Origin of the sequence: Aquipuribacter aurantiacus (assembly GCF_051216895.1) — a bacterium.
Taxonomy (GTDB): Bacteria; Actinomycetota; Actinomycetes; order Actinomycetales; family JBBAYJ01; genus Aquipuribacter.
This window is the reverse complement of record NZ_JBPKAO010000006.1, coordinates 33,742-55,313: the sequence shown is the minus strand read 5'-3', so window position 1 is coordinate 55,313 and position 21,572 is coordinate 33,742. Positions and strand designations below refer to the sequence as shown.

The following is a 21,572-nucleotide window of genomic DNA, read 5'->3' as shown; positions in this document are numbered from 1 at the left end:
CGCACCACCGTCATGCGGTCACCCGGGAGGCGCGCAGCTGTTCCCAGGCCCCGGCCAGGTCGTCGCCGGGGCGCAGCTCCGTCACCCGCCAGCCGGACTCGCTCAGCCGCGAGAGCGCCGCCTCGTGCCGGTCCTCCAGCAGGCGACGCCGGGCCGGTGACAGCTGCTCGAAGCGGGTGCTCACGCACACCATCGCCGCCCTGGCGGCGTCACGGGCGCTGCCCGCGAGCACCTCGACGTCCTCCGGGCCGACCTCGCCGAGCAGGGCGACGACCATCGAGGGGTGGTGCAGGGGCAGCTGCTCCACGGCGGCGGCCAGGGTGTCGGGCCCGGTGGGCCGGAGCACGGCGAGGCGGTCCAGCGCGTCCTCGACCGGGTCGTCGTCGGCGTCGTCGCGGTGGGCCGAGTCGTGCGAGGCCTGCTGCGGGTCCTCGCCGTCGCCGAGCAGGACGACGCGCTGCCCCAGGTCCGCGGCGTGGACGACGACGGAGGCGGCCGCCCGGACCAGCACCTCCAGGGTCGAGGCCTCGTCGCGGCCGCGCTGGCCGTCGGCCCGGGAGTCCAGCAGCACCACGGCGTTGTGGTCCTGCGGGTGCTGGTCGGGGCGGACCATCAGCTCGCCCCGACGGGCGGTGGTGGGCCAGTGCACCCGACGCAGGTCGTCCCCGTCGCGGTACTCGCGGACGTTCAGGTCCGGGTCCCCGACCACCCCGGCGCCGCCCAGGTCGGAGTCGCCGCCCCGGCCGGTGCGTCGGACCGGCAGCACGCTGGGCAGCGGGTCGACGACCGGCCGGACCAGCAGGTCGTCCCGGCTCGTGGCCTCCCAGGTCCGCTCCACCAGGCCGAAGGGCTCCACGCCGAGCAGCCGGGCCGGCCCCACGGAGAACCGGCCCCGGCGCGTGGCGAGCATCCGGTAGCTGACCCGGGCGGACTCGCGCGGTCGCAGCGGCGGCAGCACCACGCGGGTCGTGGCGCTCAGCCCCGGGGGCACGTGGTCCTCCAGCAGCAGCACCGGGGTGCGACCGGAGGAGCGGTTGGCCACCTCGAGGACGACCTCGACCTCCTCGCCGACGGACCCCCGGGGTGGCTCGGTCGAGCGGGTGACGGCCAGCTCGAGCCGCCGCGAGGCCATCAGCAGCACCACGACCACCGGCAGCACCGCCAGCAGCCCGGCCACGCGGACCAGGTCGGGCTGACCGAGGACGAGGGCGCACCCGAGGGCGACCACGCCGGCGGTGAGGAACGAGGTCCCTCGCGAGGTGAGCCCGGACCAGCTCGCGTGCAGGTCGGCCAGACGCACGACGGACCGGCTCAGCCGCGGGCGCCGGGCACGGGGGTGGCGGCGACGATCTCCGCGACCACGGTCGACGGGTCCTTGCGGGCCGTGCGGCCTCGGGAGCTGGGCAGCAGCCGGTGGGCCAGGACGGGACCGGCCAGCCGGCGGACGTCGTCGGGCAGCACGTGGTCCCGGGCCGACAGCGCGGCCATCGCGCGCCCCGCCCGCACCAGCTGCAGCCCGGCTCGCGGCGACGCGCCGAGGCGCAGGTCCGGGTGGGTCCGGGTGGCCTGGGTGAGGTCGAGGACGAAGCGTCGCAGCGCGTCGGAGACGTGCACCCCGCGCACCGCCGCCACCGCCCGGCGCACGGCCTCGGCGTCGGCCACCGGGGCCAGCGTCAGCAGGGGGTCGTCCCCGGCGTGGGTGTCCAGCAGCCGGAGCTCGTCCTCGGGCCGGGGGTAGCCCATGGCCACCCTCACCATGAACCGGTCCCGCTGCGCCTCCGGCAGCGGGTACGTGCCGTCCATCTCGACCGGGTTCTGGGTCGCCACCACGATGAACGGCGGCGCCAGGGGGTAGGTCGTCCCGTCGACGGTGACCTGCTGCTCCTCCATGGACTCCAGCAGGGCCGACTGGGTCTTGGGCGAGGCCCGGTTGATCTCGTCGCCGATGACGACGTTGGCGAACACGGCACCGGGGCGGAACTCGAAGTCCCCACGCTCCTGGTTCCAGATGCTCACCCCCGTCACGTCGCTGGGCAGCAGGTCCGGGGTGAACTGGATGCGTCGGACCGAGCAGTCGATGCTGCGGGCGAGCGCCTTGGCCAGCAGCGTCTTGCCGACGCCGGGGACGTCCTCCACCAGCAGGTGCCCCTCGGCGAGCAGGGTCACCAGGGCCAGGTCGACCACGTGGTCCTTGCCCACCACCACCCGGCGCATCGCCTGCCGGACCGCCCCCGCGGTCGCCGCCGCCTCGGCAAGCGTCGGCGCCTGCTGCTCGACCGTCGTCATGAACCCTCCGCACTCAGTCGTCCCCGCAGATCGTCGCACGGGTGGCCGGGTCGGCCCCGACGGACCGCCGCGCCCGTCCGGTCGGCCCGGGACGTCCTGACTGGTCACCATCCGTCCGCGCCCCCTCGTGCTCCACAACGCTCCACCTGGTCCCGACGAAGCCGCCGCGGGGCGCGCGGACACCCGGCGTCGACCGCATCGTGCCTGGTCAGAGCACCTGGGGAGGGGGTCAGGCTGACGGTCGCCGCGCCGGGGGGGGGGCAGCCGTCAGCAGTCGTCGGTCGGCGCGCCGGCGGCGATCGAGAACGCTCTGACCAGGTCGGATGGCCTCCTGACTCAAGTCGGTGGAGCGAGAGACCGACGATGTGGAGGAAAGTGGAGTAGCGTGGAGCCAGATGGGCTCACCGACGGGCGATGGAGGGGGGAGCCGATGTTCCTCGGGACGTTCTCCCCGCGCCTGGACGACAAGAACCGGCTGATCCTCCCCGCCAAGTGGAGGTCGGCCTTCGACGGCGGGATCGTCATGACCAGGGGGCAGGAGCGGTGCGTGTTCGCCTTCCCCCGGGTCGCGTTCGAGGGCCTGGTCGACGAGCTCGCCGGGGCCCCGCTGACCAACAAGGACGCGCGGGAGTACGCCCGGATGCTGCTGGCCGGGGCGCAGGACGAGGTCCCCGACAAGCAGGGCCGCGTGACCATCGCCCCGTTGCTGCGGGAGTACGCGGGCCTGAGCCGCGAGCTCGCGGTGCTGGGTGTCGGCCGCCGGCTCGAGATCTGGGACGCCACCACGTGGCAGGACCTGCAGCAGGCCGGCGAGCAGGCGTTCGCCGAACGCTCCACCGAGATCCTCCCGGGCGTGCTGTGAGCCCGGCCCGTACGCGCTCCACCCGACCGGCGGGGTCTCCCGCCGCCGCGCCCGTCCTGGCTCACCTTCCCCGGTGCCAGGCCGGTCGTCGGCGGCGTGGGACCCGGACGGTCGGTGCCCACGGCACCACCACCCACCACCAGGAGGACGGCATGACCGAGGTCGTCGACCCCGACCCCTCGTCCGGGCGCCCGCAGGGCGCCCCGGCCGAGGACGCGTCCGCCGCCGGCACCTCGGGGGCGGGTGACGCCGCGCACGTACCGGTGATGCTGTCCCGCTGCGTGGACCTGCTGCTGCCGGCCCTGCAGCACGAGGGTGCGGTCGTCGTCGACGGCACCCTGGGGCTGGGTGGTCACACGGCCGCACTGCTCGACGCCGCCCCCCTCGCCCGGGCCGTCGGTGTCGACCGGGACCCCGTCGCCCTGACCGAGGCCGGTCGACGCCTCGCCGGGTACGGCGAGCGGTTCGTGGGAGTCGGTGCCGTCCACGACGACGTCGACGAGGTGCTCACCGCCGCCGGCGTCACCCGGGTCGACGGCGTGCTGCTGGACCTGGGCGTGTCCTCCATGCAGCTGGACCTGGACGAACGGGGCTTCTCCTACGCCCGGGACACCCCGCTGGACATGCGGATGGGGGACACCGGGCCCACCGCCGCGGACGTCCTCAACACCTACCCGGAACGGACGCTGGTCCGGATCATGCGCTCGCACGCCGACGAGAAGTTCGCCGACCGGATCGCCAGGGCCGTCGTCGCCGCCCGCGAGCAGGAGCCGTTCACCACGAGCGCGCGCCTCGTCGAGCTGGTCTACGGCGCGGTCCCGGCCGCGGCGCGTCGCACCGGTGGGCACCCCGCCAAGCGGTTGTTCCAGGCGCTGCGCATCGAGGTCAACGACGAGATCGCCGGGCTGGCCCGCGCCCTGCCCGCCTGGCTGGAGCGGCTGACCCCCGGCGGTCGCATGGTCGTCATGTCGTACCACTCGGGCGAGGACCGACTCGTCAAGCGCGCCTTCGCCCGCCTGAGCACCGTCGACGTCCCGCCGGGGCTGCCCGTCGAGCCCGAGCCCGCCCCCTACGCCCTGCTGGTCAAGGGCGCCGCGAAGGCCACCGAGGCCGAGGTCGAGGCCAACCCCCGGGCCGCCTCCGTGCGGCTGCGTGCGATCACGAGGAGGTCCGCATGAGTGCTCCGGCCCTCGCGCCCCGTCCCGTCTCCCGTCCCGCACCTGGTCGTCCGGCGTCCGGCCGGTCGGTGGCCGGTGGGTCGGTGACGGCCCGGTCCGCGACGGCTCGGTCCGCGACCGCCCGCGCCACCTCGGCGCGACCCGCCGCGCGGACGTCCCCCGACCCCCGGCCGCGGATGCGGGTCGTCACACGACCGGACCAGGGTCCCCGACGGGTGGGGTTCGCGCTGACCTGCACCGCGGTCCTGGGGGCGCTGATGCTCGGGCTGCTGCTGCTCAACGTCGCCATCTCCGGCAACGCCTTCACCATCGCGGAGCTGCAGTCACGTCAGGGGCTGCTCGTGGACCAGCAGCAGTCGCTGGAGCAGCAGCTGCTGGTGCGCTCCTCGCCGTCCGCGCTGTCCGAGCAGGCCCGTGGCCTCGGCATGGTCCCTGCCCCGCAGACCATCGTGATCGCCCCGGACGGCACGGGGGCGCCGCCTCCGGTCGAGGAACCCGTCGAGGAACCGTGAGGCGCGCCGCACCAGCAACGCACCGACGCAGTCGCACCAGGGCAGAGTCCAGCTGAACGCACGTGAAGGGTAGGGATCCGATGCCGCAGGAACGGCGACCGTCCCGCGGCGCACCACGGCCCCGGACGAAGGCGGACGGCGCCGAGCGCCCCGCCCGCCGGCCCGCGGCGTCGGCCCGGCCCGCGGCGTCGGACCGGCCTGCGGCGTCGGCCCGGCCCGCACCGTCCCGCCCCGCGTCGGTCCGGCGCCCGGGCGGCCCCGGCGGCCCCGGCGGTTCCGGGAGCCGCGGGAACCGTGGTGGGCGGGGTGGCGGTCGAGGCAGGAACGCCCGACCCGGCCGGACCCCGCTGCGCCTGCGCGTCGCCCTCGTCGTGATCTGCGTCGTCTGCAGCCTCTACGCCGGCAAGCTGTTCCAGATCCAGGCGCTGGAGTCCACGGCGCTGGCCCAGGAGGCCCTCGACAGCCGGCTCCGCACGTCTGAGCTGCTCGCCCACCGCGGTGACGTCGTGGACCGGTCCGGGCAGGTCCTCGCCTCGACCGTGGAGAAGCGCCACATCACCGTGGACCAGACCCTGGTGGCGACCTACGTCGACCCCGAGGACCCCCGCCGGGCGGGCCCACGGGCCGCGGCGGCCAGGCTGGCTCCCGTCCTCGGCATGGACGTGCAGACGGTCACCGAGCGGCTCGACGGCGACGCCCGCTTCGGCTACGTCGTCAAGGACATCGAGCCGCAGGTGTACCGGGAGGTCGCGGAGCTGCGCATCGTCGGCATCTTCAGCGAGCAGGCGTCACGGCGCACCTACCCCGCGGGGCAGGTCGCGGCCGGCGTCCTCGGGTTCGTGGGGGAGGAGGGCCACGGCCTGGGCGGGCTGGAGATGAGCCTGGACGACGACCTGTCCGGCGAGGACGGCTACCTGCGCTACGAGGTCAGCGGCGAGAGCCGCGCGGCGCGGCCCATCCCCGGCGGCGCCACGGAGGAGAAGGTCCCGGTGGACGGCTCCGACGTGGTGCTCACCCTGGACCGGGACCTGCAGTGGATGGCCGAGGACGCCCTCGCCGAGGCCGTCCGCACCTCCGGCGCGCAGTCCGCGACCGCCATCGCCATGCGGGTGGACACCGGCGAGCTGCTCGTGATGGCCAACGCGCCCGGCTTCGACCCGAACGACCCGGGTGCCTCCGACGCCGAGGACCGCGGCAACCGTGCCGTCGGTGAGGCCTTCGAGCCCGGCTCCACGTCCAAGGTCATCACCATCGCCGCGGCCCTGGAGGAGGGCCTGGTCGCGCCCACCACGCCGTTCGAGGTCGCGGACTCCATCGCCCGCGGCGGCGGCCGGTTCAAGGACTCCCACCCCCACGAGGTGCAACCGTTGACGACGGCGGGCGTGCTGGCCGAGTCCAGCAACGTCGGCACGATCCTGGCGGGCGAGGGCATGAGCAACGAGCAGCTCCACGCCTGGTTCGAGGCCTTCGGCTACGGCAGGACGAGCGGTCTGGGGCTGGCGGGGGAGACCCCGGGGCTGCTGGCGGACCCCGGCGACTGGTCCGGCTCCCAGCGCTACACCGTGATGTTCGGCCAGGGCGTGAGCGTGAACGCCGTGCAGATCGCCTCGGTCTTCCAGACCATCGCCAACGACGGCGTCCGGGTCGAGCCGTCGGTCGTGGTGGGGGTCAGGGACGGTGACGGCGACGTGGTGCCCGAACCCACCGGCACCACCGACCGGGTCCTGTCCAGCGAGACGGCCGCCATCATGCGCAGCATGCTCGAGTCGGCGGTGTCGGGCGAGACCGGCACGGGCTCGAACGCGATCGTCCCCGGGTACCGCGTGGCGGGCAAGACCGGTACCGCGCAGCGCTACGACGAGGCCTGCGGCGGCTACTGCGGCTACACGGCCTCGTTCATCGGCTTCGCGCCGGCCGAGGCCCCCGAGATCGTGGTCGCGGTCAACGTGCAGGACCCCACCAGCGGCATCTTCGGCGGCACGACCGCGGCCCCCGTGTTCCAGAAGATCATGAGTGCCGCGCTCGCCGCCGAGGGGGTCCCCGCCTCCGACGGGGAACCCCAGCCCTTCCCCCTGACGTGGTGACCCGTGACCCCCTTCGCGACACCGTCACCCCCACCGGCGGACGGTAACCTCCGGCGCGTGCCGACGACCCCCCCGACGGTCCGTGAGCTCTCGGACCGCCATGACCTGCGGCTGCGCCTGCTCCCCGGCGCGGCTCCCTCCGGCGACGGTGACCACCGGTCGGCGACCGGGGACCCCGTAGCGCTGTCCGCGCAGGTCACAGGCGTGTCCCTGGACTCCAGGCGGACCGGTCCCGGCGTCCTCTACGCGGCGCTGCCGGGCGCCAGCACCCACGGTGCGCACTACGTCGACCAGGCGGTCCGCGCCGGTTCGGTGGCGGTGCTCACCGACCTGGCGGGGGTGCAGGTGGTCGAGCGGGTGCTGCACGAGGAGGGGCTCCAGGCGCCGCCGGTCCTGCTGCACGACGACCCCCGCGAGGTGCTGGGCCGCATCAGCGCGGACGTGTTCGGCGACCCGTCCGCGGAGCTGGCGCTGGTGGGCGTGACGGGGACCAACGGCAAGACCACGGTCTCGACGCTGCTCGACGAGGTGCTCCGGGCCCTCGGCGTCCGGACGGGCCTGGTGGGCACCATCCGCTCCCGGATCGGTGACGAGGCCCTGGCCAGCAGCTTCACCACCCCTGAGGCGCCGGACCTGCAGCAGCTGCTGCGACGGATGGCCGACGCCGGCTGCCGGGCGGTGTCGGCCGAGGTGTCCAGCCACGCCCTGGCCCAGCACCGGGTCGACGGCACCCGCTTCGCCCTGGTGGTGTTCACCAACCTGTCGCGGGACCACCTGGACTTCCACGGCACGCTGGCCGGCTACTTCGCCGCCAAGCTGCGGCTGTTCACCGGCGGGTTCGCCTCGCGCGCGGTCGTCGGGGTCGACGACCGCTGGGGCCGCGCCGTGGCCGACGCGGCCCGTGAGAACGGCCTGGCCGTGCTCACCGTCGGCGCGCCCGGCACCGGCGCGGACGTGACGGTCGCGGTGCGTGCGGTCGAGCCGTCCGGGCGTCAGCAGGTGGCCGTGACGGGACCGTTCGGGCCGGACGGGGCGCTCACGGACCTGCAGCTGCGGCTCGGCATGCCCGGCGCGTTCAACGCCACCAACGCCGCCCTCGCCCTCAGCGCGGTCCACCTGCTGCTGGCCGGCGGCCCGGACGGTGGCCCGGACGCGCGTCCCCCGGTGCTCGACCGCGACGTCGACCTCGACGAGCTGGTGCGGGCCGTCACCGGGGTGGCGGGCGTCCCGGGGCGGATGGAGCGGGTCGGGCTGCCCGGCCGGGACGACCTCCCGCTGGTCGTCGTGGACTACGCCCACACCCCGGAGGCCGTGGTCGGTGCCGTGGCGGCCCTGCGCGCGGCGACCCCCGGCCGGCTCGTGGTCGTCCTGGGCGCCGGCGGTGACCGCGACCGCGGCAAGCGCCAGGGCATGGGCGAGGCCGCCTCGGCGGCGGACCTGGTCGTCGTGACCGACGACAACCCCCGGGGCGAGGACCCGGCCCTGATCCGCGCCGCCGTCCTGGCCGGTGTCGGGGCGCCCGTGCTGGAGGTCGGCGACCGGGCCGAGGCCGTGGCCGCCGCGCTGGCCGCCTGCGCGGGCCCCGACGACACCGTGCTGCTCGCCGGCAAGGGTCACGAGACCGGCCAGACCGTCGGCGGCACGACGACCCCGTTCGACGACCGGGCCGTCGCGCGCGACGCGCTGGTGGCCTGGCGCCCGACCGGGGGTGGCCCGGCGTGATCGTCAGCGACGCACGACAGCTCGCCGAACTCGTCGGCGGCACCCTGGTCGCCCCGGAGCAGGGCGAGCTGCCCCCCCTGAGCGGTGTGGCCGTCGTCGACTCCCGGGCCGTGGCGCCGGGCGACCTGTTCGTGGGGCTGCCGGGGGAGCACGTCGACGGGGCCGACTACGTCGCGGCGGCCTTCGCGGCCGGTGCCGCCGCGGCCCTGGTGCAGCGGGCCCCGGCCGACACCCCCCCGGGACCGGTCGTCGTGGTCGAGGACGGCGTGGCGGCCCTGACCACGCTGGCGGCGCACAGCCACGCCCGGCTGCGGGACGCCGGCCTGGTGACGGTCGGCATCACCGGCAGCGCGGGCAAGACCACCTGCAAGGACCTGCTCGCCGCGGTGCTCCGCCACGCCGGGCACGGGGAGGCGCTGGTCGCCACGCACGGCTCGTACAACAACGAGCTCGGGCTGCCGCTGACGGTGCTGCGGGCCGGGAGCGGCACCCGCTTCCTGGTGCTGGAGATGGGGGCCCGGGGGCCCGGGCACATCCGCCACCTGACCGAGGTCGCCCGGCCCGACGTCTCCGTCGTGCTCGGTGTCGGCACCGCCCACCTGGGCGAGTTCGGCAGCCGCGAGGCGATCGCGTCCGCCAAGGGCGAGCTGGTCGAGGCCCTGGACGCGGCCCGCCCCGGTTCGCTGGCGGTCCTCAACGGCGACGACCACCTGGTCCGCGCCATGGCGTCTCGCACCAGCGCCCCCGTCGTGCTGGTCGGGGAGGGCGACGGCAGCGACGTGCAGGCGGTCGACGTCGAGCTCGACGCCGACGCCCGGCTGCGCTTCGGCCTGCTGGGACGCAGCACCGGCGCCTCCGGGCGCGCCGAGCCCGTGCGCCTCGCCCTCACCGGTGAGCAGCACCTGGGCAACGCGCTGGCCGCGGCCGCCGTCGCCCTGCACCTGGGCGTCCCCGCCGCCGTCGTGGCCGAGGGCCTCACCGCCGCGCGTCCCGTGGCCCGGTACCGGATGGAGGTCGTCGACCGCCCCGACGGCGTCCGCGTCGTCAACGACGCCTACAACGCCTCGCCCGAGGCCGTGGCCGCCGCCCTGCGGGCCCTGGCCCACATGGGCCGTGCCGCGCGCCCGCCACGACGGACGTGGGCCGTGCTGGGCGAGATGCTGGAGCTCGGCGACGGCGCGACCGAGGCGCACGACCGGATCGGCCGGCTGGCGGTGAGGCTCAACATCGACCGCCTGGTGGCCGTCGGGCCCGGGGCCCTGCTCGTGCACGCCGGGGCCGTGCAGGAGGGCAGCTGGGGCGAGGAGTCGGTGCACGTGGCCGACGCCGACGCCGCCCTGGCCCTGCTGCAGGCCGAGCTCGCCCCGGGCGACGTGGTCCTCGTCAAGGCCAGCAACTCGATCGGGTTGTGGCGCCTCGGCGACACGCTCGCGACCGGAACGCACAGAGGACACGAGGAGACCGACCGATGAGGACCGTGCTGATCGCCGCCGGCACGAGCCTCGTGCTGACGCTGCTGGCCACGCCGCTGTTCATCCGGGTCCTGGTGCGCCAGGGCTACGGGCAGTTCATCCGCGACGACGGACCCACGACCCACCACACCAAGCGGGGCACCCCGACCATGGGCGGGGCGGTGATCATCGTCGTCGTCCTGGTGTCGTACCTGTTCGCGCACCTGGTCACGCTGACGCCCGTCACGTGGTCCGCGGTGCTCGTGCTGTTCCTCATGACGGGGCTGGGGGCCGTCGGGCTGCTCGACGACCTGACCAAGATCAGGAACCAGCGCAGCCTCGGGCTCAAGGCCTGGCAGAAGCTCACGGGGCAGTCCCTGGTGGCCGTCACCTTCGCGGTGCTCGCGCTGCAGGTGCCCAACGAGGCCGGCCGGACCCCGGCGTCCACGTCCATCTCCTTCATCCGGGACATCTCGGTGCTCGACCTGGCCGTCACGGGCGCGGTCGGCGGCACCGTCCTGTTCGTCCTCTGGGCCTACCTGCTGATCGCCGCGGCCAGCAACGGCGTCAACCTCACGGACGGCCTGGACGGCCTGGCCACCGGCGCCAGCCTGTTCGTGTTCGGCGCGTACACGCTGATCGGCGTGTGGCAGTCCGGCCAGTCCTGCCTGGGGCCCAACGTGGGCCCGCAGTGCTACGAGGTGCGCGACCCCCGTGACCTCGCGGTCGTGGCCGCCGCCCTGCTGGGCGCCTGCTTCGGGTTCCTGTGGTGGAACGCGTCGCCGGCCAAGATCTTCATGGGCGACACGGGCTCGCTGGCCCTCGGCGGCGCCATCGCCGGGCTGGCGATCACCACCCGGACCGAGCTGCTGCTCATCATCCTCGGCGGGCTGTTCGTCATCATCACCGCGTCGGTGATCATCCAGGTGGCGGGGTTCAAGCTGACGGGCAAGCGCGTGTTCCGGATGGCACCGCTGCAGCACCACTTCGAGCTCAAGGGCTGGAACGAGGTGACGATCGTCATCCGCTTCTGGATCATCGCCGGGCTGTGCGTGGGGGCCGGGCTCGGGGTGTTCTACGCGGAGTGGGTGGTCGGCGCGTGAGCGAGGCACCCGCTGACGGGCCGGCACCGGGCCGGGACCGCGAGGCCGCCGTCGACCGGGTCAGCGGCCTGGGCTGCGACCTGCGAGGGCTGACCGCGGTCGTGGCGGGGCTGGGGCTGTCCGGCTTCTCCGCCGCCGACGCGCTGCTCGAGCGGGGGGCCGACGTCACGGTGGTCGACGACACCGCACCCGCGGCGGGCAGCCCCGCCGCGGAGCGGGCCCACCTGCTCGACGTCCTGGGGGCCCGGCTGCTGCTGGGCGCCGACGCCGCCCGCCTCGCCGTCGACCCCGACCCCGTGCTCGGCGGGGCCGACCTCGTCGTCGCCTCGCCCGGCTGGCGGCCCACCCACCCCGTGCTGGCGGCGGCGGACCGTCTCGGGGTCGTCGTCTGGGGCGAGGTCGAGCTGGCGTGGCGGCTGCAGGGCCCCGACGGCCCGCCGTGGCTGGCCGTCACCGGGACCAACGGCAAGACCACGACCGTGGAGCTGCTCGGCCAGGTGCTGACGGCGGCGGGGCTGCGCGCCCGGACGGCCGGCAACATCGGCACCCCGATCGTCGACGTGGTGCGCGACGTGGCCGAGGACGGCACCCCCGGCTACGACGTCGTGGCGCTGGAGCTGTCGAGCTTCCAGCTGCACCTCGTCCGGACGGTGTCGCCCTACGCGTCGGTGTGCCTCAACGTCGCCCCGGACCACCTGGACTGGCACGGCGGGTTCGACGCGTACCGCCTCGACAAGGGCCGGGTCTACGAACGCACCCGGGTCGCCTGCCTGTACAACCTGGCCGACCCCGTCACCGAGCAGCTGGTCCGGGACGCCGACGTCGTCGAGGGCTGCCGGGCCGTCGGGTTCGGCCTGGGCGCCCCCGCCGTCGGGGACCTCGGCGTCGTCGACGGGCTGCTCGTCGACCGCGGCTTCATCGCCGAGCGCGACCGGGCCGCGGCCGAGCTCGCCGCCGTGACCGACCTCGTCGGGCTGGCGGGGGAGCCCGTGCCGGACCACGTGGTGGCCAACGCGCTGGCCGCCGCCGCCCTGGCCCGCGCGCTCGGGGTCCCGGCCGAGGCGGTCCGGGACGGGCTGCGCGGGGCCCACCTGCCGCCGCACCGGGCCGCAGTCCTGGGCGAGGTGGCCGGGGTCCGGTACGTCGACGACTCCAAGGCGACCAACCCGCACGCGGCCGACGCCTCCCTCGGCTCGTCGACCCAGGTGGTCTGGGTCGCCGGGGGGCTGGCCAAGGGCGCCGACTACGACGACCTGGTCGCCCGGCACGCCTCGCGGCTGCGGGCGGCGGTCCTGATCGGCGCGGACCGCGAGCTCGTCGCCGCAGCACTGCGCCGACACGCGCCCCAGATCCCCGTCGTGCTCGTCGACCCCCCCGACACTGGGCGGGTGGGAGCACTCGACGTCGCGGCGGCCGGCCGGTTCATGGACGACGTGGTCGAGGCCGCCACCTCGCTGGCCGGTCCGGGGGCCACGGTGCTGCTGGCCCCGGCCGCGGCGTCGATGGACCAGTTCACGTCCTACGTGGCCCGCGGCGAGGCCTTCGCCGGTGCCGTCGCGAGGCTGTCCGGCCCCTCGGGCCCCTCCGGCCCGCTGTCGGCGGGCTCGTGACGACGCAGACCCAGGCCACCGGTTCCGCCTGGCTGCCCGGCCCGCTGCACCGCTGGGCGCGGGCCCTGGACACACCGGTCACGTCCTTCGTCCTGGTGGCCTCGGCCACCGGGCTGCTGCTGGTGTTCGGCCTGCTCATGGTGCTGAGCTCCAGCAGCGTGGAGTCCTACGCCGCCTCCGGCAACCCGTGGTCCATCGTCAGCCGGCAGCTCATGTTCGCCGCGGTCGGGCTGCCCCTGCTGCTCGTCGCGGCGCGTCTGCCCGTGCTGTGGTGGAAGCGGCTGGGCTGGCCCGCCCTGCTCCTGGCCCTGCTGCTGCAGTCGCTGGTGTTCGTCCCCGGGCTCGGCTTCGAGGTCAACGGCAACCGGAACTGGATCAGCGTCGGGGGCTTCACCGCGCAGCCCAGCGAGGCGGTCAAGCTGGCCCTGGTGGTCTGGGCCGCGACCGTGCTGGCCCGCAAGCAGGACCTGCTGGGTCGCCTCGGCCACGTCGTGGTGCCGGTGCTCTTCCCGTTCGGCCTGCTGGCCCTGGGTCTGGTGCTGGCCGGCGACGACCTGGGCACCGGGCTGGTCATCATGATGATCCTCGCCGGGCTGCTCTACGCGGCCGGCACCCCGCTGCGCTACTTCGTGATCGGCGGGGTCGTGACCGTGGCCGGCGTCGCCGCCCTGGTGGTCCGCGAGCCCTACCGGATGACCCGGGTCGAGGCCTGGCTCACCGGCAACCAGTGCGCCGACATCTACGGCGAGTGCTGGCAGCCCACCCACGGCATGTGGGCGCTGGCCTCGGGCGGCTGGTGGGGTCTGGGGCTGGGCGGCAGCCGCGAGAAGTGGGCCTGGCTGCCGGAGGCGCACAACGACTTCATCTTCGCCATCGTCGGCGAGGAGCTGGGCCTGCCGGGCACCCTGGCGGTGCTGGGGCTGTTCGTCGCGCTGGCCGTCGGCATGGTCCGCGTCGCGCACCGTGCGGTGGACCCGTTCGTCGTGATCGCGACCACGGGGGTCATGGTCTGGGTGCTGGGCCAGGCCCTCATCAACATCGGCGTCGTCATCGGCGTGCTGCCCGTCATCGGGGTCCCGCTGCCCCTGGTGTCCAGCGGCGGGTCCTCGCTGGTGACCACCATGGTCGGCCTGGGCATGGTGATGTCGTTCGCCCGGTCCGAGCCGGGCGCCCGCGAGGCGCTCGCGACCAGCGCGCGCACGGCCCGCTCCGGTGCGGCCGTCGTCGTCGACACGGGGCTGACGCGCTCGCGTGCGACCACCGCGCGACCGCGACGGTGAGCGCCGTGACCCCCCCGAGGGACGGTCGTCCCCTGTCGGTGGTGCTGGCCGGGGGAGGCACGACCGGCCACGTGGCTCCGTTGCTCGCGACGGCCGAGGCCCTGCTGCGCCGTGACCCGCGGACCCGGGTGACGGTGCTGGGCACGGCGGAGGGGCTGGAGGCGAGGCTGGTGCCCGCGGCCGGGCTGCCGCTGCGCCACGTGCCGCGCGTCCCGCTGCCGCGCCGCCCCTCGCCCGACCTGCTCCGGCTGCCCGGTCGGCTCCTCGCCGCCGTCCGCACCGCCCGGCAGGTGCTGGCCGACGTCGACGCGGACGTCGTCGTGGGCTTCGGCGGGTACGTCGCCACCCCGGCCTACCTGGCCGCCCGCAAGGCCGGGCTGCCGATGGTCGTGCACGAGCAGAACGCCATGCCCGGGATCGCGAACCGGCTGGGGGCCCGCCTCACCCCCCACGTCGCCACCACCTTCCCGGGGACGCGCCTGGCGCACGCCACGCACGTCGGGATGCCGCTGCGGGCCGCGATCACCACGATGGACCGCACCGCCCTGCGGGCGCAGGGGCGGGCGTTCTTCGGTCTGCACCCCGACCTGCCGGTGCTGCTCGTCACGGGCGGGTCGCTGGGTGCCCGTCGACTCAACCAGGTCATGCCGGAGGCGGCGGCGGCCCTCGCGGCCGCGGGCGTGCAGGTGCTGCACGTCAGCGGACGGGGCAAGGAGGTCCGGCTGCCGCCCGGCACCCCCGCCGACGCGCCCGAGGCGGGCGGGCCCGGTGAGGCCCACCCGCGCTACGTCGTGGTGACGTACGTCGACCGGATGGACCTGGCCTACGCCGCCAGCGACGCCGTGGTCTGCCGGGCGGGTGCGGGCACGGTCTGCGAGCTCGCCGCGCTCGGCCTGCCCGCCGCCTACGTCCCGCTGCCGGTGGGCAACGGCGAGCAGCGGCTCAACGCGGAGGCGCTGGTCGCGGCCGGTGGCGGTCTGCTGGTGGACGACGACCAGTTCACCCCGCAGTGGGTCCGTACGACCCTGCTGCCGGTCCTGCGCGAGCCGGACCAGCTCCAGGAGATGTCCACCGCGGCCCGCGAGTTCGGCGTGCTGGACGCCGCCGACCGCCTGGCCGACCTCGTGATCGACGCCGTGACCGACCCCGCCCGGGAGACCTCGTGATGCCCTCCACCACCGTCAGCGGTGACGAGCTGCTCCAGCTGCTCCGCACCGGTCCCGTCCACGTCGTCGCCGCCGGTGGCGCCGGGATGAGCGCCGTGGTCCGCCTGCTGCTCGCCGACGGGGTGCCCGTCAGCGGGTCGGACTCCCGCGACTCCGCCACGCTGCAGGACCTGCGGCGCGCCGGAGCCGACGTCCACGTCGGCCACGAGGCCGGCCACCTCGGTCCGGCGGTCCTCGTCGTGGTGTCCAGCGCCGTCCGCGAGGACAACCCGGAGGTCGTGGCCGCGCTCGCGGCCGGGGTGCCCGTCGTGCACCGCTCCGTGGCCCTCGCCGGTCTCATGCACGGCGACCGCGTCGTCGCCGTCGCCGGCACCCACGGCAAGACCACGACGACCTCGATGCTGACGGTGGCCGCCCGGGCCGCCGGCCTCGACCCCTCCTACGCCATCGGTGCCGACCTGGTCGCCGACGGGACCAACGCCCGCCGGGGCTCCGACCCGGTCTTCGTGGCCGAGGCCGACGAGTCCGACGGCTCGTTCCTGGCCTACCGCCCGGACGTGGCCGTGGTCAGCAACGTCGAGGCGGACCACCTCGACCACTACGGCGACGTCGAGGCCGTCCACGCCGCGTTCGCCCGGTTCGCCGAGCGGGTCCAGCCCGGCGGGCTGCTCGTGGTCGGGGCCGACGACCGGGGGTCGCGGGCGCTGGCGCGGTCCTCGACCGGCGCCGACTCCCCGAACGGGGTGCGGGTGGTCACCGTGGGCGAGGCCGCCGACGCCGACGTGCGGGTCCTGGTGGACCCCAAGGCCGAGCGGGAGGGCGACACGCTGGCGGTGGCCCGCCTGCTGACCGCGGACGGCGACGCGCCGGCGCCCGGGCAGTGGGAGCTGCGGCTGAAGGTCCCGGGTCGGCACAACGTCGTCGACGCGGCCCTGGCGTTCACCGCCGCGGTCCTGGGCCTCGGGCTGGACCCCGCCCGGGTCGTCGCCGGTCTGCAGGAGTTCACCGGGGCCCGTCGGCGCTTCGAGGTCGTGGGGGAGGCCGCCGGGGTCACGGTGGTCGACGACTACGCCCACCACCCCACCGAGGTCGCCGCCACCATCGCGGCCGCCCGCACGGTCGCGGGCCGCGGCAAGGTGCACGTGCTGTTCCAGCCGCACCTGTACTCCCGGACCCGGTTGTTCGCCGACGGCTTCGCCACGGCGCTGGGCGACGCCTCCAGCGTCGTCGTGCTGGACGTCTACGGCGCGCGGGAGGACCCCGAGCCCGGCGTGGACGGCGCCCTGGTGGCCGCGGGCGTCCCCGGCGCCCGGTTCCTGCCCGACCGCGACGAGGCCGTCGCCGCCGTGGCGCAGGTGGCCCGGCGGGGCGACCTCGTCCTGACGCTGGGCGCCGGTGACGTGACCGAGCTCGGGCCGCGGTTGGTGAGCGCGATCGCCGCACGGTCGGGGAACGGCCGCCCCGGCTCGTGAGCGTCACCTGGCTCGACGAGCGGGTCGCCGGCGTCCGTGCGGCGTCGCGGCGGGCCCGGTTGGTGGGCACCGGGGTCCTCCTGCTCGTGGTCGGTGCGGCGGCCGGGCTCGGGTGGTGGGCCTGGGACGCCGGGCACCTGGACACCCGGGTCGTGCAGGTGAGCGGGACCGAGCGCATCCCCGCGGAGCAGGTGCACGCCCTGGCCGCCCAGGCCGTGGGGACACCGCTGGTCGCGGTCGACGTCGGGGCGGTCGACGAGGCCGTGCGGGAGCTGCCCCTGGTCCTGGACGTGCAGGTGGAGCGACGCTGGCCCCGCACCCTGGGCGTGGTCGTCACCGAACGGGTGGCCGTCGCCGTCGTCCCCTCGGGGGCGGACGGGTTCGACGTCGTCGACGCCGACGGCGTGGTCCTGGCCACCTCCGACACCCCGCCCGCCGAGGTGCCGCTGCTGCGTGTCGACGTCGAGCAGGCAGGCACCGACACCCTGGCCGCGGCCCGGGAGGTCCTGGCCGCCCTGCCGGCGGACCTGCAGCGCAGGACCACGGACCTGTCGGCGACGTCCCCGGCCGACGTCCGGCTCGTGGTCGACGGGGCCGACGTCCGGTGGGGGACCGCCGCGGACTCCGACCGCAAGGTCGAGGTCCTGCGGGGGCTGATGGACACCGTCCCGGGCTCGCGCTACGACGTCTCGGCACCCGGCGCTCCCGCCGTCCGACCGTGACCGTGGGGCGCCGTCAGCGCCCTCGGACGCAACCCGCGCGCGACACACCCGTCCCGGTCGTTGTTCCCGGGGGCGGCTGTACCTACCGTCCTCATCAGGAGAAGCTGACATAACAATAACCCTCTACCAGAGGGTTAGAGCTGCTCCAGCGAGGACGTCCCGCACGGGGACGTCCGGCACCGAGCGAGAGGTACGCCCATGGCCGCACCGCAGAACTACCTCGCCGTCATCAAGGTCGTCGGAGTCGGCGGCGGCGGCGTGAACGCGGTGAACCGCATGATCGAGGTCGGCCTGCGCGGCGTCGAGTTCATCGCGGTGAACACCGACGCCCAGGCGCTGCTGATGTCCGACGCCGACGTCAAGCTCGACGTCGGCCGCGACCTCACGCGCGGGCTCGGGGCCGGCGCCGACCCGGAGGTGGGCCGCAAGGCCGCCGAGGACCACGCCGAGGAGATCGAGGAGGTCCTGCGGGGCGCCGACATGGTCTTCGTCACCGCCGGCGAGGGTGGTGGCACCGGCACCGGTGGTGCGCCCGTCATCGCCAAGATCGCGCGCTCGCTCGGCGCCCTCACCATCGGTGTCGTCACCCGGCCGTTCACCTTCGAGGGCCGCCGTCGGGCGCTGAGCGCCGACAACGGCATCGCCCAGCTGCAGGCCGAGGTCGACACCCTCATCACGATCCCCAACGACCGGCTGCTCCAGATCAGCGACCGCGGCATCAGCGTCCTGGACGCGTTCCGCTCGGCGGACCAGGTGCTGCTGTCGGGCGTGCAGGGCATCACCGACCTGATCACCACCCCCGGTCTGATCAACCTCGACTTCGCCGACGTCAAGAGCGTCATGCAGGGCGCCGGTACCGCGCTGATGGGCATCGGCTCGGCCCGGGGCGAGGACCGGGCGGTGTGCGCGGCCGAGATGGCGATCAGCTCGCCGCTGCTGGAGGCCAGCGTCGATGGCGCCCAGGGTGTGCTGCTGTCGATCCAGGGTGGCTCCGACCTGGGCCTGTTCGAGATCAACGAGGCGGCCCGGTTGGTCCAGGAGGCCGCTCACCCCGAGGCCAACATCATCTTCGGTGCCGTCATCGACGACGCCCTCGGCGACGAGGTCCGGGTCACCGTCATCGCGGCCGGGTTCGACGACGAGGACACGGCCGAGGCCACGGGCGGCCGTCAGGCCGTCGCGGCCGCCGCGGGGAGCCAGTCCCAGCAGGCCCAGCCGCCTGCGCAGGGGAGCTACCAGGCGCAGCAGCCCGCCGCCCAGCAGTACGGCGGCCAGCAGAACGGCCAGCAGTACGGCGGGCAGCCGAACGGCCAGCAGAACGGCCAGCAGAACGGCCAGCAGAACGGCCAGCAGAACGGCCAGCAGAACGGCCAGTACGGCGGGCAGCAGTACGGCGGGCAGCAGAACGGCCAGCAGTACGGCGGGCAGCCGAACGGCCAGCAGCCTGCCCCGCAGCACGACGGGCAGCAGCACCGGCAGCAGCACGGCGGCCAGGCGCAGCAGCCGGGTGCCCCGGCCGCCCGTCGCGACGGCTACGACGACGCCCAGCAGCGTCCCCGGGCTGCCGAGGTGACCAACCCGCTCGACGCGCCCCCGGGCGGTGGCACCCGGGTCGTCGAGCTGCCGGCCGACACGCGCCGTCGTCCCGGCTTCCTGGACGACGACGACCTGGACGTGCCGGACTTCGTCAAGCCCGGTACCTGAGTCGGTGGGCCTGCCGGCGCGGGGGAGGAGCACGTCGCCGTTCCGGTGGGACCGCACGGTGGGTCGGGTCCGCCTCGCGGTGACGGGGGGCCTGGACCTGTCGGCCGCGTCCGCGGACGCCGGGTCGGCGCGTTCGGTGGTCGCCGGGGCGCTGGGGACCTCGCCCGAGCGACTGCTCCTCCCGCGGCAGGTGCACTCCGACCGTGTCGTGGTCGCCGACGGCCCGTGGTGCGACGGGGCCCCGGAGGCGGACGGCGTCCTGCTCGTGGGCGCGCCGGGCGGGGCGGGGACCGTCACGGGCCCTCGGGGGGGTGACGCCGGCACGGTCCTGGTCGCCGGGGTCCTGGCCGCCGACTGCATGCCGCTCCTGCTGGTCGACCCGCAGCGCGCGGTCGCGGCCGCCGTGCACGTCGGCCGGCGGGGTCTGCACGGCGGGATCGTGGGTGTCGCCGTCGACGCGATGGTCGCCGCCGGTGCCCGACAGCTGCTCGCGGTTCCCGGGCCGACCGTCTGCGGGCGCTGCTACGAGGTGCCGGCGCAGATGCGGGACGAGGTGGCCGCCGCCGTGCCGGGCGCGGCGTCCACCACGCGTGCGGGGACCCCGGCGCTGGACATCCCGGCCGGGGCTCGGGGGCAGCTGGAGCGGGCGTCCTCGCGGCACGGCCTGCCCCTGAGGATCGACGAGTCGTGGTGCGCCTGCACGGTGGAGGACCCCCGGTCCTTCAGCCACCGCCGTGACGCCCCCACCGGTCGTCACGCCGCCCTGGTCGCCGTGGTCGCGGCGTGAGCGGCGACGAGGCGCGTCGGGCGGAGCTGGTCTCCGGCCTGGGCCGGGTGAGGGCCAGGGTGTCCGACGCCTGCGCCGCGGCCGGCCGGTCACCGTCGGGCCTGACCCTCGTCGTGGTGACCAAGACGTACCCCGTGAGCGACGTGCAGGTCCTGGCCTCGCTGGGTGTGCGTGACGTGGGGGAGGCGCGCGAGCAGGAGCTCCGCGACAAGCGCTTCCAGGTCGACGCCGAACCGGACGCCGCGACCGCGGGGCTGCGGTGGCACGTGGTGGGCCGGCTGCAGCGCAACAAGGCCCGCTCCGTCGGGCGTCTCGCCGACGTCGTGCACTCCGTGGACGACGAGCGGCTGCTGCCGCGGCTGTCGGACGGCGCGAGCGAGACGGGCCGGCAGGTGGGGTGCTTCGTGCAGGTCAGCCTGGACGGCGACCCCGCCCGCGGCGGTGTCGTCGAGGCGGGGCTGCTCCCCCTCGCGGAGCAGGTGGCGAGCAGCGCGTCGCTGCGGCTGCTGGGGGTGATGGCGGTCGCCCCGGTCGGGTCGGACCCCGCCGAGGCGTTCGCCCGCCTGCAGCAGCTGTCGTCGCGGGTGGCGCACGAGCACCCCGACGCGGTGCACGTCAGCGCCGGCATGAGCGGTGACCTCGAGCAGGCCGTCGCCCACGGTGCGACACACCTGCGTGTCGGGGCTGCGGTCCTCGGTTCGCGGTCCCCGACGGGCTAGCGTCGGCATCGGTAGGGGTGCCACTGCCTCGCACCGCAGGCGGTCTGGCATGGCCACGGCAGAAGGAGAGGCGTCATGGGCGCACTACGCAAGACTCTCGTGTACCTCGGCCTCGCCGAGGAGGACCGCTACGACGAGTACGAGGTCGAGGAGCAGGAGCCCGAGGCGGACCGTCGTCCCGTGCGCACCCGCCAGGACGAGTCCCGAGGGGCCACCGTGACCCACCTTCCCAGCGCCGTCCGTGCCGCCGGAGACCTGCAGCGGATCACCGCCGTGCACCCGCGCACCTACAACGACGCCAAGATCATCGGCGAGCACTTCCGCGAGGGCGTGCCCGTCATCATGAACCTGTCCGAGATGACGGACGTCGAGGCCAAGCGCCTCGTCGACTTCGCCGCCGGGCTGGTGTTCGGCCTGCACGGTGCGGTCGAGCGGGTGACCAGCAAGGTCTTCCTGCTCTCGCCGTCCGCGGTCGAGGTCACCAACGAGAAGCACGAGGTCACCGCGGGCGCAGGGCTGTTCAACCAGTCCTGAGGTCACGACCGGTCCCCGCGGCACCTAGGCTGTAGTCGTGGGCGTCGTCTTCGGGATCCTTGCGTTCGTCGTCTTCCTCTACCTGATCCTGCTGTTCGCGCGGCTGGTCATCGGCTGGATCGGCGTGTTCGCCCGTGACTGGCGCCCGTCGGGCCCGCTGGTCGTGGTCCTCGAGGTGGTCTACTCGGCCACCGACCCGCCCCTGAACGCGCTGCGCCGGGTCATCCCGCCGTTGACGCTGGGGTCGATCCGGCTCGACCTGGGGTTCATGATCCTGTTCTTCCTGACGGTGATCCTCTACAACGTCCTGATGTCCCTGGCCGCGTCGTTCTGACGACGTGATCCGTACCGGTCCCGCGGGGGTAGCCTCTGCGTCACCC

The 21,572-nt window shown here is 75.2% G+C and carries 19 protein-coding genes; 17 read left to right on the top strand and 2 right to left on the bottom strand.

Annotation, left to right across the window (positions count from 1 at the left end):
- Positions 1 to 10: 10 nt before the first annotated feature.
- Together ACR80Q_RS09980 and ACR80Q_RS09975 are read right to left on the bottom strand one after the other, a co-directional pair.
- Positions 11 to 1,300: a DUF58 domain-containing protein gene (locus ACR80Q_RS09980; protein ID WP_435377452.1), complete on the bottom strand. Its 1,290-nt coding sequence runs from the start codon at positions 1,298 to 1,300 to the stop codon at positions 11 to 13.
- Positions 1,301 to 1,311: 11 nt separating this feature from the next.
- The gene (locus tag ACR80Q_RS09975; protein ID WP_435377451.1) at positions 1,312 to 2,286 is read right to left on the bottom strand and encodes an AAA family ATPase; all 975 of its coding nucleotides are present in this window, start codon (positions 2,284 to 2,286) and stop codon (positions 1,312 to 1,314) included.
- Between the two features lie 430 nt (positions 2,287 to 2,716).
- Here ACR80Q_RS09975 and mraZ point away from each other — a divergent pair, with 430 nt between their 5' ends.
- From mraZ to ACR80Q_RS09890, 17 genes are all read left to right on the top strand, one after another.
- Positions 2,717 to 3,148: a division/cell wall cluster transcriptional repressor MraZ gene (gene mraZ, locus ACR80Q_RS09970; RefSeq protein WP_435377450.1), complete on the top strand. Its 432-nt coding sequence runs from the start codon at positions 2,717 to 2,719 to the stop codon at positions 3,146 to 3,148.
- A 152-nt stretch (positions 3,149 to 3,300) separates the two neighbouring features.
- Positions 3,301 to 4,326, top strand: coding sequence for a 16S rRNA (cytosine(1402)-N(4))-methyltransferase RsmH (gene rsmH, locus ACR80Q_RS09965; RefSeq protein ID WP_435377449.1), 1,026 nt, complete (start codon positions 3,301 to 3,303; stop codon positions 4,324 to 4,326).
- Positions 4,323 to 4,838 (top strand): cell division protein FtsL, encoded by a 516-nt coding sequence (gene ftsL, locus ACR80Q_RS09960; RefSeq protein ID WP_435377448.1) that lies wholly within the window; start codon positions 4,323 to 4,325, stop codon positions 4,836 to 4,838. The genes rsmH and ftsL overlap by 4 nt, the downstream gene beginning before the upstream one ends.
- A 371-nt stretch (positions 4,839 to 5,209) precedes the next feature.
- Positions 5,210 to 6,922 carry a peptidoglycan D,D-transpeptidase FtsI family protein gene (locus ACR80Q_RS09955; protein ID WP_435377447.1) on the top strand — a complete coding sequence of 571 codons (1,713 nt, stop codon included), beginning with the start codon at positions 5,210 to 5,212 and terminating at the stop codon, positions 6,920 to 6,922.
- Positions 6,923 to 6,979: 57 nt separating this feature from the next.
- The gene (locus ACR80Q_RS09950) at positions 6,980 to 8,644 is read left to right on the top strand and encodes a UDP-N-acetylmuramoyl-L-alanyl-D-glutamate--2,6-diaminopimelate ligase (protein WP_435377446.1); all 1,665 of its coding nucleotides are present in this window, start codon (positions 6,980 to 6,982) and stop codon (positions 8,642 to 8,644) included.
- Entirely contained in the window at positions 8,641 to 10,116 is a 1,476-nt protein-coding gene (locus ACR80Q_RS09945) for a UDP-N-acetylmuramoyl-tripeptide--D-alanyl-D-alanine ligase (RefSeq protein ID WP_435377445.1), read from the top strand. The genes ACR80Q_RS09950 and ACR80Q_RS09945 overlap by 4 nt, the downstream gene beginning before the upstream one ends.
- Positions 10,113 to 11,198, top strand: coding sequence for a phospho-N-acetylmuramoyl-pentapeptide-transferase (gene mraY / locus ACR80Q_RS09940; RefSeq protein WP_435377444.1), 1,086 nt, complete (start codon positions 10,113 to 10,115; stop codon positions 11,196 to 11,198). The genes ACR80Q_RS09945 and mraY overlap by 4 nt, the downstream gene beginning before the upstream one ends.
- On the top strand, positions 11,195 to 12,808 hold the full coding sequence (gene murD, locus ACR80Q_RS09935) for a UDP-N-acetylmuramoyl-L-alanine--D-glutamate ligase (RefSeq protein ID WP_435377443.1): 1,614 nt from the start codon (positions 11,195 to 11,197) through the stop codon (positions 12,806 to 12,808). The genes mraY and murD overlap by 4 nt, the downstream gene beginning before the upstream one ends.
- The gene (ftsW, locus tag ACR80Q_RS09930) at positions 12,805 to 14,088 is read left to right on the top strand and encodes a putative lipid II flippase FtsW (protein ID WP_435377442.1); all 1,284 of its coding nucleotides are present in this window, start codon (positions 12,805 to 12,807) and stop codon (positions 14,086 to 14,088) included. Before murD ends, ftsW begins: the two co-directional genes overlap by 4 nt.
- Before the next feature lie 5 nt (positions 14,089 to 14,093).
- Positions 14,094 to 15,254 carry an undecaprenyldiphospho-muramoylpentapeptide beta-N-acetylglucosaminyltransferase gene (gene murG / locus ACR80Q_RS09925; RefSeq protein WP_435377441.1) on the top strand — a complete coding sequence of 387 codons (1,161 nt, stop codon included), beginning with the start codon at positions 14,094 to 14,096 and terminating at the stop codon, positions 15,252 to 15,254.
- Positions 15,254 to 16,726 carry a UDP-N-acetylmuramate--L-alanine ligase gene (gene murC / locus ACR80Q_RS09920; RefSeq protein WP_435377440.1) on the top strand — a complete coding sequence of 491 codons (1,473 nt, stop codon included), beginning with the start codon at positions 15,254 to 15,256 and terminating at the stop codon, positions 16,724 to 16,726. Before murG ends, murC begins: the two co-directional genes overlap by 1 nt.
- A complete protein-coding gene (locus ACR80Q_RS09915) occupies positions 16,723 to 17,448 on the top strand; it encodes a cell division protein FtsQ/DivIB (protein WP_435377439.1) in 726 nt (241 codons plus the stop codon). The genes murC and ACR80Q_RS09915 overlap by 4 nt, the downstream gene beginning before the upstream one ends.
- Positions 17,449 to 17,646: 198 nt before the next feature.
- On the top strand, positions 17,647 to 19,152 hold the full coding sequence (gene ftsZ / locus ACR80Q_RS09910) for a cell division protein FtsZ (protein WP_435377438.1): 1,506 nt from the start codon (positions 17,647 to 17,649) through the stop codon (positions 19,150 to 19,152).
- 58 nt (positions 19,153 to 19,210) lie between these two features.
- Complete coding sequence (locus ACR80Q_RS09905) at positions 19,211 to 19,939, top strand: purine nucleoside phosphorylase YfiH/LACC1 family protein (RefSeq protein ID WP_435377437.1); 729 nt, start codon at positions 19,211 to 19,213, stop codon at positions 19,937 to 19,939.
- Complete coding sequence (locus ACR80Q_RS09900; protein WP_435377436.1) at positions 19,936 to 20,658, top strand: YggS family pyridoxal phosphate-dependent enzyme; 723 nt, start codon at positions 19,936 to 19,938, stop codon at positions 20,656 to 20,658. The genes ACR80Q_RS09905 and ACR80Q_RS09900 overlap by 4 nt, the downstream gene beginning before the upstream one ends.
- Before the next feature lie 75 nt (positions 20,659 to 20,733).
- Entirely contained in the window at positions 20,734 to 21,192 is a 459-nt protein-coding gene (locus ACR80Q_RS09895; RefSeq protein WP_435377435.1) for a cell division protein SepF, read from the top strand.
- A 37-nt stretch (positions 21,193 to 21,229) separates the two neighbouring features.
- Positions 21,230 to 21,526 (top strand): YggT family protein, encoded by a 297-nt coding sequence (locus ACR80Q_RS09890; protein WP_435377434.1) that lies wholly within the window; start codon positions 21,230 to 21,232, stop codon positions 21,524 to 21,526.
- The last annotated feature ends 46 nt before the right edge of the window (positions 21,527 to 21,572 follow it).

What these genes read in the sequence shown, in the direction of transcription:
- ACR80Q_RS09975 (WP_435377451.1), bottom strand. Translation starts at nt 2,286, where the DNA reads ATGACGACGGTCGAGCAGCAGGCGCCGACGCTTGCCGAGGCGGCGGCG.
- mraZ (WP_435377450.1), top strand. Translation starts at nt 2,717, where the DNA reads ATGTTCCTCGGGACGTTCTCCCCGCGCCTGGACGACAAGAACCGGCTG.
- rsmH (WP_435377449.1), top strand. Translation starts at nt 3,301, where the DNA reads ATGACCGAGGTCGTCGACCCCGACCCCTCGTCCGGGCGCCCGCAGGGC.
- ftsL (WP_435377448.1), top strand. Translation starts at nt 4,323, where the DNA reads ATGAGTGCTCCGGCCCTCGCGCCCCGTCCCGTCTCCCGTCCCGCACCT.
- mraY (WP_435377444.1), top strand. Translation starts at nt 10,113, where the DNA reads ATGAGGACCGTGCTGATCGCCGCCGGCACGAGCCTCGTGCTGACGCTG.
- murC (WP_435377440.1), top strand. Translation starts at nt 15,254, where the DNA reads ATGCCCTCCACCACCGTCAGCGGTGACGAGCTGCTCCAGCTGCTCCGC.
- ftsZ (WP_435377438.1), top strand. Translation starts at nt 17,647, where the DNA reads ATGGCCGCACCGCAGAACTACCTCGCCGTCATCAAGGTCGTCGGAGTC.
- ACR80Q_RS09895 (WP_435377435.1), top strand. Translation starts at nt 20,734, where the DNA reads ATGGGCGCACTACGCAAGACTCTCGTGTACCTCGGCCTCGCCGAGGAG.